The following is a 12,167-nucleotide window of genomic DNA, read 5'->3' as shown; positions in this document are numbered from 1 at the left end:
AGAAATGATTTTATGCAAACATCTACAATATTGATGATTGTGCTTTTAGTTTTTGTAGTTGGTTTTGTAATTTGAAGCACTATTACAGGTAAAAAAGCAAACAAAAAAGAAAAAGAAAAAAGATACAATCAAGTAAGAAGTAAGATTAAAGAGTACATTTTAAAAAATGAACATAAAAAAAATTTAAGAATTGAGTTTGAAAAAGTGTATGCTAGAAAAGGTGCTGAATACAAGTATCGAGATGTTTTTGATGTTATTGTTCAATTAATTGAGCCAAAAACTCAAAAAGTAATTGAAATTAGAGCATATGAAGTTGAAGGTTTAACTACTAAAGTTAATAAATCACAATATAATACTGAATGAATAGTTAATAGTCAAATTGATTTAGAAGAAACCAAAAGAAGAATAGCAATTGGAGAAAAAACTATTAAATTAACTAAAGCTGAAAAACAAAAACTAAAAGAAGTTGAAAAAATGCAAGCTAAAAAATTAGCTCAACAAGAAAAAGAACAACTAAAAAAAGCAAAAGAAAAACAAAAATCTCAAAAAGGATCACTAGATATTTATCAAGAAAGAAAGTTAAATATTTCTAATAAAAAGTTTGTTCCTTCAAGAGCTAAAAGTAATTAAACTTAGGCACTAATGATGCCTTTTTTATTTTTAATAAAGTATAATTTTACTTAGCAAATATTAGAAAGAATTAGTCTATGAATAGTATTTTTAAAATTAATATTTCTAAAGAAATTTTTAAAATTGCTAATTTAAAATGTATTAAAATTGCTTGAATTTTACATAATATAAATAATTTTAAAAAAGCTGTTGAATGAAATAAAAATAAAGAGTATTTTTTTAATATTGATCATGATTTAGAATCTGAAGATGATTTTTCAAGTGATGCTACTAGTATTAATTTATTTGAAGAATATACAAATACAGAATTAAAAACTGAACAAGAAAAAAATGAATTTAAACAAAAGTGAGAAAATTTTTTTAATAGTGATGATGGATTTAATCTTGATGAGTTTAAAGGTGATGCTATTGAAGACGGATTAGAATTTGGTCAACAAGTAATTCAATATTTTGATTTAAAACAAATTAAAGAATATCCAGACAAACTAACTAAAGACTTTAATGATACAGCAAATATAATTGATGCAGTAAATCAAACTAGAGAACTATTAAAAAACCATCAAGATCAATATATCTATTTATATGAGCCAGCTTTTGAATATGATAATTTTAATTTAAAAGTTAAATGTGATGTTTTGAAATTAAATGGTAATAATCATGTTGAAATAATTGAAGCAAAAGCTACTAGTAAAGTTAAAAAAGAACATTTTTGGGATTTAGCTTATCAAGTTTATGTTTTAGAAAAAAATGGTTATATTGTTGATAATATTGCAATTGCTAGATTAAATAAAAATTATTTAAGAGATTATGATACTAATATTGATTTTGATTTAAAAACAAGTATTGATGAATTTGTAAAAAAATATGAAAATATCAGTTTTGATGAAGCTAAAAATATTGTTGATAATATTAATTATTTAGATTTGGGATTTAAAGATGTAGATGAAATTGAAGATTTAGATTTGAATAAATTAATTGAAATTGATTATTTTACTTATGGTCAATCTAAAACTAGAACTACATTATTTGAAGATTATAAAAACTTAGTTAATGTTGTTGATTTAGATGAATTATTTTTAAAAATTGCTTATATGTTAAGATATGGTGAAAATCAAATTATAGAAATTTTTAAAAATGATTCTTGTTATTTACATTATGATAAAAAAACTAAAAATTGAATTAAGTGAACTAGAGAAATTTCAGATTATAAAGCTTGTCAACATGTATTAAATTGATTTGATGAAAAAACTCCTAATTTTTGGCATTTTGGTGGAGCTAGACAAACACAAAAAGCTTTTTTAATTAGACATTTACACTCACCATATTTTAAAGATTATAATTCATTATTAGATATTGAAATTACTAATTTATTAAATGATCAATATGATAAATTTATTAATTATAAGTATAATCGTATTTTTGAAATTAGTAAATTAGATGATCAAATTAAATCAGATCCTTCATTAATGATTGATAATAATTATTTTTATATTTTAAAGCAAGTAATGAATAAATATAAAACACTACCAATTTATATGTATGATTTTGAAACAGTTAAATTTGCTGTACCAAAATATAGTAAAGTTAATCCTTATTATCAAATTCCTTTTCAATATTCAATTGATATAATTCATAATAAAAATTACGATTATAATAATCCAGATAGTATGATTCATTATGATTTTTTAGCAAATGATTATCAAGATCCAAGAAAAGAATTTATTATTAATTTTTTAAAAGATATTTTTAGTAATAAAAAAGGTGTTTATGTTGCTTATAATGATACTTTTGAAAAATCTGTTTTAAAAAGAATTGCTTTTTTATTTCCAAAATTAGCGATTCCAATTTTATATATTGTTAATAATACAATTGATTTGATGGATTTTTTTAAAGGTGTAAAACAAGATAATAGTATTGATGCTAATTTTAGGCCTTGATTTTTAATTGCAAATAAAAATTTTTATGGATCTTATTCTATTAAAAAAACTCAACCAGCTTTAGATTCAACTTTTACTTATAAAAATTTAACAATTAATAATGGAAGTAAAGCAAGTGAAACGTTTAGAAGATTTTTAGAACAAAGAATTGAAAAAACTGTTTGAGACAATTTAATTAGAAAAGATATGATTAAATATTGTAATAGAGATACTTTAGCTATGGTAGTAATATTAAAAAAAGTAGATCAAATAATAAAAATATGAGAGGCTAAGCATGCAAAATAAAATTAAAGTTGTCTTTTGTGGCACTCCAAAAATTGGATCTGATGTTTTAAAAGCTTTAATTGAAATGAATCAAGTTGAAGTTGTTTTAGTAATTAGTCAACCAGATAAACCAATTGGTAGAAAAAAAGAAATAGTTTATACACCAGTTAAACAATTAGCTTTACAAAACAATTTAAAAGTTGTTCAGCCAAATAAAATAGGTGATATTTATGATGAATTAGCTAAATTAGAGTTTGATTTTTTAATTACTTGCGCTTTTGGTCAATTTATTCCAACTAAAATTTTAAAATTAGCAAAAATTGATTCAATTAATTTTCATGGTAGTTTATTACCTAAATTAAGAGGGGGAGCTCCTATTCAATATGCTATTAAAAATGGAAATAAAAAAACTGGGATTACAATTATGCAAATGGTTAAGCAAATGGATGCTGGTGATTATTATGTTCAAGAAAGTATTGACATTTTAGATAGTGATGACTCTGGTAGTTTATTTGAAAAAATGGGTCAATTAGCTTATAGTATGTGTAAAAAATATTTAGTTGATATTTATAATCATAAGTTTGAGTTAATTAAACAAAATGAAGATGAAGTTACTTTTTGTAAGAATATTTCTAGTGAAGAAGAAAAAATAAACTGAAATAATACTAGTTTAGATATTTTTAATTTAATTAGATCACTTTGTCCAACTCCAATTTCACATACAACTATTAATAATCAAAGATATAAAATTAAAAGTTCTAAAATAATTGATTTAGATGATCAAAATAAAAATGTTGCTCCTGGAACTATTATTGATATTAATAAACAAGGAATAGTTGTTAAAACTTTAGATAGTAGTTTATTAATTTTAGAAATTCAAAAAGAAGGTAAAAAAATGATCTTAGCTTCTAATTATTATTTAAATAAATTAAGTGATTTAAAAATAAACGATAAGTTTGACTAAGCTTAAAATAACAAATAAGCAATTATAAATAAATGATATAATTATAAGGAATTTTGCTTTTTTAATTAGCTTAAAGATAGGAGAATATAATGTCAGTTAACGATTTACGCCCAGGTACAACATTTATATATGATGGAAATATTTATTTAGTATTAGAACAAGCATTTTCAAAAACAGGAAGACAACAAGGTAAAGTAACTGTTAAAGCAAAAAATATGAGAACTGGTGCTAGAGTGGAATTAACTTTTACAGGTGGTGAAAAAGTTGATAAAGCAATGATTGAAAGAAAAGAAATGCAATATTTGTATAATGATGGAAATGATGCATATTTAATGAATACTGAAACTTATGAACAAATTCAAATACCAATGACTAGATTAGAATGAGAAAAAAACTTTTTAGTTGATGGTCTAATGATTAATATGACTGAATTTGAAGGAGAAGTTTTAGGAATTGATCTTCCTGTTAAAGTAGAATTAACTGTGGTTGAAGCTGAAGCTGCTGTTAAAGGTGATACTACAAGTGGAGCTCAAAAAAAAGCTATATTAGAAACTGGTTTAGAAATAATGGTGCCTTTATTTGTAAATCAAGGAACTAAAATAATTGTTTCAAGTAGTGATGGAAAATATGTAGGAAGAGCTTAATTATTGAGGTATTTATATGTATATAGATATAGAAAAAAATACTAAAGGTAATTTACAAATAGAAAAAAAAGTTATTAATAGACTAATTGAAAATGTAATTTTATCAACTACTAAAATTTCAAATCCACAAGATATTAGCTCTTCTATTTATTTACTTGAGGAAAATCAATTGCACATACTAACAACTATTAGAATTCAAGAACAAAAATTACAAGACTTAAATATCAATGAAGATAAAATTTTTAGAGCTATTGATAGAATAATTAATCAAACAATTTCTATAAAACCTAAAAACATCAATATATCATATATAAAATAGAAAAGGAAATATTAAAATGATTTTTGCACAAGAAAAATTAGTTGATCAAGGTCAAGGAAAATGAACTGTTACAGTTGATGGTGAACAGTGAATAGAATTTTTAAAAAAGGCTAAAAATAGATTAAAAGCCAATTTAGTAGTTCCAGGATTTAGAAAAGGTAAAGCTCCTGAAAGTGAAGTTGCTAAATATTTAACACCTATTAAAATTTATAATGAAGCTTTTAAAATAGTTATTAAACCAGCATTTGATTTTGCACTAACTCAAGAAAATAGAATTCAAAATGATAATTCACCAACTCCTGTAATTGTTAAAGTATCAGAAAAAGAAATTGTAATTGATTTTGTTTTTGAGTTAGTTTTAGAAGTAAAAATTGGTGAATATAAAAATATTTCAACTGTTCAAAAATCAACTGTAGAAGTAAGTCAAGAAGATGTTGATAATGTTATTGATATGTATCGTTCAAGATTTGCTATGCAAAAAGAAAGAGAAGCTAATGACCAAATTCAAAAGGGAGATATTGTAACTTTTGATTTTAAAGGTTATGTAGATGATCAAGCTTTTGAAGGTGGAGAAGCTAAAGACTTTGTTTTAGAAATTGGTTCAAATCAATTTGTACCAGGATTTGAAGATTCTATGATTGGTCTAAAAATTGGTGAAAATCAAGAAATTAATGTTAAGTTCCCTGAAGAATATATTCCATCACTAGCTGGAAAAGATGCTAAATTTATATTAAACATTAAAAATATTAAAGAAAAAATTCTGCCAGCAAAAGATGATGAATTAGTAAAAGACTTAAATTTACCTGATATTACAACTTATGTTCAATTAGAAGAAAAAGTTAAAAAAGATGTATTAGATCAAAAGACAAAAAATAGCAAGTCAGAATTTGTTGAAAATATAATTGATGAAATTATTAAAACTTCAGAATTCCAAATTCCAAAAACTATTGTTGAAAGACAATTAAAAGATGTTAAAAAAGAGTTTGAAGATCAATTAACTCAACAAAAAATTACTTTAGATAAGTATAAAGAAATAACAAAAATTTCACAAGAAGAAATTGATGAAGAGCTAAAAAATGATGCAATTCATAGAATTAAATCATTTTTAGTAGTTAATGAAATTAAAAATAAAGAAAATATTAAAGCTAGTGAAGAAGCAGTAAATACAAAACTTGAAGAGTTTGCTAATCTTTATGGAATAGAAGTTGAAAAAATTAAATCTCTAATTGATAATCAGGCTATTAAACATCAAGTTGAAAGTGAATTACTAGAAACATTTATATTTGAAAATAACGGAAATTAATAAAAAAAAGAACTATCCTTTTTCAAGGATAGTTTTTATTAAATTAGCACTTTAGTCTATTAAGTGCTAAAAAACTGTGTTACAATATTTAAAGAAAATAAAAGGAGTAAATTTTATGAAAGATAAAAAGCTACCTGTTGTTGTAACTAGAGGAATATTTATTTTACCAACTACTTCTAAAACTATTGAGTTTGGAAGAACAAAAAGTAAGAATGCCTTAAATGCTTCTGTTGAATCTTATAATAATCAAATTGTAGTAGTTTCTCAAGAAAGCCCCTTAGAAGAAGAGCCTAATTTAGATCATTTGTTTTATTTGGGAACTGTTGCTAATTTATCAATTAAAAAAGTTTGAAAAGATGGAACAATTTCAGCTGAATTAGAATATGACCAAAAAATTAAGATCGATGAATTTGTTGAAGAAAATGGTGTGATTTATGCTCTTGGTAGCGTGTTTGAAGATAAAACACCAAGAACTGATGTTCAAAAAAATAAAATAAAAGAAATTCTTATTGAATTACAAGAAAAACACTCATTTAATACTTCTGAATTACTTTTAGCATTTAATGATAATGATTTTTATAAATTAAACTCATTAATTTATCAAATTATTGATAAAATGCCTCTAGTTTCTTTAAATACTAAGTTGCTTTTAATTCAATCTACTTCTATTTTAGAAAAATTAGACTTATTAAAAGAACTAATTGTTAATAGACCTAAACCTACTATTAAATTAAATAATAATTCAAGTGTTGATTCTGAAATTAATAAAAAGTTAAAAGATAAAATGGACAAGCAACAAAAAGAATATTATTTAAGAGAAAAAATGAGAATCATTAAAGAAGAATTAGAAGATGAAAGTTCTGATGCTTCTCAATTAGACAAATACAAAAAACGTTTAGAAGAAGAACCATTTCCAGAATCTGTAAAAGAAAAAATTTTATCTTCAATTAAAAGAATAGAAACAATGCAACCAGGTAGTGCTGAAGTTAATGTTGAAAGAAACTATGTTGATTGAATGATGTCTATTCCTTGATGAGAACAATCTGAAGACATTGATGATTTAAAATATGCTCAAGAGATCTTAGAAAAACATCATTTTGGATTAAAAAAAGTTAAAGAAAGAATTATTGAATATTTAGCTGTTAAACAAAAAACTAAGTCATTAAAAGGTCCTATTATTACATTTGTAGGTCCTCCAGGAGTTGGAAAAACTAGTTTAGCTAGATCGATTGCTGAGGCTTTAGGTAAAAAGTTTGTTAAAGTTTCATTAGGTGGAGTTAAAGATGAATCTGAAATTAGAGGGCATAGAAAAACTTATGTTGGTTCAATGCCTGGAAGAATTATTCAAGCTTTAAAAAGAGCTAAAGTTAAAAATCCACTATTTTTATTAGATGAAATTGATAAAATGGCTAGTGATAATAGAGGAGATCCAGCATCAGCAATGTTAGAAGTGTTGGATCCAGAACAAAATAAAGAATTTTCAGATCACTATATTGAAGAACCTTATGATTTAAGTACTGTTATGTTTATAGCAACTGCTAATTATATTGAAAACATTCCAGAAGCTTTATATGACAGAATGGAAATTATTAATTTATCTAGTTATACAGAAATTGAAAAAATGCATATTGCAAAAGATTATCTAACTAAAAAAATACTTGAAGAAGATCAATTAACTGAAGATGAATTAAAATTTACTGATGAAGCTTATGATGAAATTATTAAGTACTATACTAGAGAAGCTGGAGTAAGACAATTAGAAAGACATTTAGCAACAATTGCTAGAAAATTTATTGTTAAACTTTTAAATGGAGAAATTAATAATTTAGTAGTTACTAGAGAAGTAGTAATTGAATATTTAGGAAAACATATTTTTGAGCACACTTCAAAAGAAGAAGAATCACAAGTTGGAGTAGTAACAGGTTTAGCTTATACTCAATTTGGTGGAGATATTTTGCCAATAGAAGTAAGTACATATGCAGGAAAAGGTAATCTAACTTTAACTGGTAAACTAGGTGAAGTAATGAAAGAATCTGCAACTATTGCTTTAACTTATGTAAAAGCAAATCATGAAAAATTTGGTATAACTAAAGAAAAATTTGATGATATTGATATTCATATTCATGTTCCTGAAGGTGCTGTTCCAAAAGATGGACCAAGTGCTGGTATTACTTTAACAACAGCTTTGATTTCAGTCTTATCTAAACAACCAGTTTCAAAAGATTTTGGTATGACTGGAGAAATCACTTTAAGAGGAAATATTTTACCGATTGGTGGGTTAAGAGAAAAATCAATTTCTGCAGCTAGAAGTGGATTAAAGCATATTTTAATTCCTTCAAAAAATGTTAAAGATATTGAAGATATTCCTCAAGAAGTTCAAGATGTTTTAAAAATCACTCCTGTTTCTAAGTATGAAGATGTATATGAAATAATCTTTAATAATAAAAATTACTAGCAAAAATATAATACAATGTACAACTCACAATCTAAATTGTGAGTTTTTATTTTTAAACTTTATAAGTGTATCTATAAAATAAAAAGAATAAAATAAAAATGAGGTGTTAACATGGATCAGCCACTATCTTTTTTATTAAGACCAAAAAGTACTAAAAACATAATTGGACAAACTGAAATTTTAAAACCTAATGGATTAATAAATAAAATGATTTTAAATAATTATTGTACATCTTTAATCTTTTTTGGTCCAAGTGGAGTTGGTAAAACTAGTTTTGCAATTAGTTTAGCAAATGATTTAAAAATTGATTATGAAATTTTTAATGCTAGTTATGATAAAAAAGAAAAACTTACTAATATTATTCAAAATGCTTTAAAAAAAGAAAAATTTATTTTAATAATTGATGAGATACATAGATTAAATAAAGATAAACAAGATATTTTATTAGAGTATATGGAAAAAGGAAATATTTTTGTTTTTTCAACAACTACTGAAAATCCATTTTTTGTAGTTAATCCTGCATTAAGAAGTAGAAGTATATTAATAGAATTAAAACTAGTTAATAAAGATGAATTGATTAGTTATGCTAAAAAAGTTATTAATGAATATCAATTAAAAATCAAAATTTCAGATCAGGCTTTAGATTTTTTAGCTCAATTAAGTGTTGGAGATGTTAGAACTTTTTTAAATTATTTGGAATTAATTGATAAACTTTATAACAATGAATTTATAGACATAGAAAAAATTAAAACTATTATAACAGTTTCAAAAAATCCAACAGTTCAAGATAGTGATGATTTTCATGATTTAAAATCAGCTTTACAAAAATCAATTAGAGGTAGTGATGTTGATGCTGCTTTGTATTATTTTAGTAGATTAATTGAATTAGGTGATTATGAAAGTTTAATGAGAAGAATGATAATAATTAGTTATGAAGACATTGGTTTAGCTAATCCTACAATTCCAAGCAGAGTAGTTCAAGCTTGTAGTGCTTTTAGACAAATTGGTTTTCCAGAAGGAATTATTCCACTAGGTTTAGCAATTGTTGAAATGAGTTTGAGCTTAAAATCTAATTCAGCATATTTAGCTACAAATTCTGCTTTAGATTTTGTTAAGAAGGGAAATATTTATAGTGTACCAAAACATTTAAAAGACAATCATTACAAATCTGCTATTAAGCTTGGTATAGGAATTGGTTATAAATACCCACATGATTATGAAAATGCTTGAGTAGAACAACAATATCTACCAGATGAAATTAAAAATAAAAAGTTTTATAATCATAAAAATAATCAATATGAGTCTAAAGTTTATGAATTATATAATAGAATGAAAAATAAAAAATAATTAGATTAGTTTTTAATAACCTAACTATTTTTTATTTTATTTCTACTTTTGAAATATTTGAAGCTAAAGTTGAATCAAATGCTTTAGCTCTTATTCAATATGTTCCTTTATCTAAATCTTTTAATGTTGTTTTTTAACTGTATTTCAATTTGTATCTTTTTCTTTTTTTTAAATTCCATACTATAATCTAAACCAATAAGCATATTATGATTAATTAATTTAACTAATTTGTCAACTTCATTAGCTTTTTGAATTTCAAATACTGTTACATCTGAACTTGGACTATTATCTTTTTCTTTATATCTAACATAAAGTTTTCCAATAGTAGAATCGCTTAATATCGAATTAGAAGGAACATCCTTTCAACTATTATTGTTGAAGTTATATTCTAAGTTATTTGTTTTACTAATAATCTTGATTCTACTATTATCTAGTGATTGAATTTTTATATTAGGTTTTTCTTGTTTTTTAATGTTAAATTTGATTTTGTCTTTCCCATTTAAGTCAAATTTATAATCTTTTCTTTTAATAGATTTCAATTTAACTTCTACTTCACCAAAACTAGAAAAGTGCTCTAAGTATAAAATGTAAGTTTTACCATTTTGAATTTGTTCAACTTTTTTAATAATAGCATTATCAATGTTAAAATTACCAGCTTTTAAATCTTTAATTTCTTTATCGAATTCTATTTTTATAGCATTTTTATTATCATATTGTTCAATATTATTTATCTTAATATCAGTTAATTCTTTAATATTTGAGTTGTTAAATGTATAAATAATCGATTTGTTAGGACTTCCTGATGAAATAGAACCATAACTTCAATTTTGAACATCTAAATTTCTTTCTTCAAGAGCTTTATTAACAATATTGAAATTACCTCTGTCAACTATCAAATTTAATCTATTTACTTGCTTATTGTTTGGATTGAAATTGTTATCAATCAATACCATAACATCTTCTTTTGTTTTAACAAAGTTTTTAAATTTTAAGTTTCTATAACGTTTACCTTGATTATCAAATTCTTTATTAAATTTATCAGAAGTTGTAAAATCGTCATTTATATTTAAAAAGAAATTAAATTTTGTTTTACTATCAGTTCTATCTGAAGTTGGATCAACATGGTATCACTCATTATCTATTTGAACTAAGTTTCAAGCATGTTTTGCTGCAGATTCTTCTCTTTTGCTTTGACCTTCCATAAATCTACATGGAATATCAAGTTCATCTAATATTAATTTTAATCCTTTAGCATAACCAGTACATACTGTATATTTTTTAACCAAAGCTGAATGAGCATTTTGATTTTTTAGAATTGGACCAGTTGTGAAATCATAATCATATTTCACTTCCTTAGTTACTAATTCATAGGCTTTAGTTAATTTTTCTAAAGTAGGCAATTTATTTCAACCATTTTCTTCAACAATTTTTTTAGCTTTTTCTATAGCTTCATTTTCATCTTTTATTAACTTACTTTTGTCTTCTGAATAAACTTTAATAATTGTTGACTATAAATACCCTTTATACTTAGCTCACAATCTTGCTGATTTTTTTCTACTTCTCTTTCATTAGACTCTTTTGTATCTTTTCATTTTATAGTTCCATCACTAGATAATATAAAAGTTGCTTTATCTTGATTATCATTTGCACTAATAACTTGATCTTCTGGATAAAAAATTTGTTGATATCATTTAATTTTTTCACTTGGAACTTGTTCTTTTGTATTTATATCAAAAAGTTTTAATTTAATTTGATTATTTTTAAATTTATCTAGTGTTATAGTTTGCTTTTCTAAACTATATTTGGATGAGAATAAAAGTTAATAGGAAGTTTATTCTTTAAAATAATGTTTTTTATTGTGTTATCATCAACATTCATTTCATTAAAATTTTTATTGACATTTTCTAGATAAGTTTTATCCAAACTAGTTAAATTGTAATCTAAACCAGAAATTGTAGAAAAATAAGTTTGACTATTAATAAAAGCATCATTTGTTTGAGTATTATTTTCAACATAAGGAGTTATTGTTTCATTATTAGAGTGTTCATTATTATTAGTTACACTTGAATTGTTATTTATATTATCATCATTATTTTCATAATTATTTGGTTGTGTATTTGAGTTTTCAGGAGTTGAATTATTTGTAGAATTTGAATGACTATTAGGGGTTTTGGGTTTTTTATTAGAAGTAGGTATTTCAAAAATATTTTTACTACTAGTATTAACATTACAACTTATAGTAGTACTAGTTAAAACTACAACAGAACCTAATGATAATTATTTAATATATTTTTGTAATTTTTT

Annotated in this window: 8 protein-coding genes and 1 pseudogene; 8 read left to right on the top strand and 1 reads right to left on the bottom strand. The window is 23.6% G+C overall.

Annotated elements, in window-relative coordinates:
• Positions 1-12: 12 nt before the first annotated feature.
• The 8 genes from V2P32_RS02925 to V2P32_RS02890 all read left to right on the top strand — a co-directional run bounded on the left by V2P32_RS02925 (position 13) and on the right by V2P32_RS02890 (position 9,863).
• Positions 13-630, top strand: a complete 618-nt coding sequence (locus tag V2P32_RS02925; RefSeq protein WP_434343242.1) for a hypothetical protein — start codon at positions 13-15, stop codon at positions 628-630.
• 77 nt (positions 631-707) lie between these two features.
• Complete coding sequence (locus tag V2P32_RS02920; protein ID WP_434343241.1) at positions 708-2,852, top strand: DUF2779 domain-containing protein; 2,145 nt, start codon at positions 708-710, stop codon at positions 2,850-2,852.
• Positions 2,842-3,795, top strand: a complete 954-nt coding sequence (gene fmt / locus V2P32_RS02915) for a methionyl-tRNA formyltransferase (RefSeq protein ID WP_434343240.1) — start codon at positions 2,842-2,844, stop codon at positions 3,793-3,795. Before V2P32_RS02920 ends, fmt begins: the two co-directional genes overlap by 11 nt.
• Before the next feature lie 89 nt (positions 3,796-3,884).
• Positions 3,885-4,439 carry an elongation factor P gene (gene efp / locus V2P32_RS02910; RefSeq protein WP_013447824.1) on the top strand — a complete coding sequence of 185 codons (555 nt, stop codon included), beginning with the start codon at positions 3,885-3,887 and terminating at the stop codon, positions 4,437-4,439.
• A gap of 16 nt (positions 4,440-4,455) precedes the next feature.
• Complete coding sequence (locus tag V2P32_RS02905) at positions 4,456-4,758, top strand: MMB_0454 family protein (RefSeq protein ID WP_013447823.1); 303 nt, start codon at positions 4,456-4,458, stop codon at positions 4,756-4,758.
• Between the two features lie 16 nt (positions 4,759-4,774).
• A complete protein-coding gene (gene tig, locus V2P32_RS02900; protein WP_434343239.1) occupies positions 4,775-6,061 on the top strand; it encodes a trigger factor in 1,287 nt (428 codons plus the stop codon).
• Between the two features lie 115 nt (positions 6,062-6,176).
• Complete coding sequence (gene lon / locus V2P32_RS02895; RefSeq protein WP_434343238.1) at positions 6,177-8,516, top strand: endopeptidase La; 2,340 nt, start codon at positions 6,177-6,179, stop codon at positions 8,514-8,516.
• 111 nt (positions 8,517-8,627) lie between these two features.
• Positions 8,628-9,863: a replication-associated recombination protein A gene (locus tag V2P32_RS02890; protein WP_434343237.1), complete on the top strand. Its 1,236-nt coding sequence runs from the start codon at positions 8,628-8,630 to the stop codon at positions 9,861-9,863.
• Between the two features lie 31 nt (positions 9,864-9,894).
• Here V2P32_RS02890 and V2P32_RS02885 read toward each other — a convergent pair.
• Positions 9,895-12,140 (bottom strand): annotated as a pseudogene (locus V2P32_RS02885) (MAG6410 family transglutaminase-related lipoprotein).
• Positions 12,141-12,167: the final 27 nt, after the last annotated feature.

This window comes from Mycoplasma sp. 06067-C1-B144P-99-0482-3 (assembly GCF_051053925.1).
Taxonomy (GTDB): domain Bacteria; phylum Bacillota_I; class Bacilli_A; order Mycoplasmatales; family Mycoplasmataceae; genus Mycoplasma; species Mycoplasma leachii.
The sequence above is the reverse complement of the archived record's forward strand: the minus strand, read 5'-3'. Positions and strand labels throughout refer to the sequence as shown.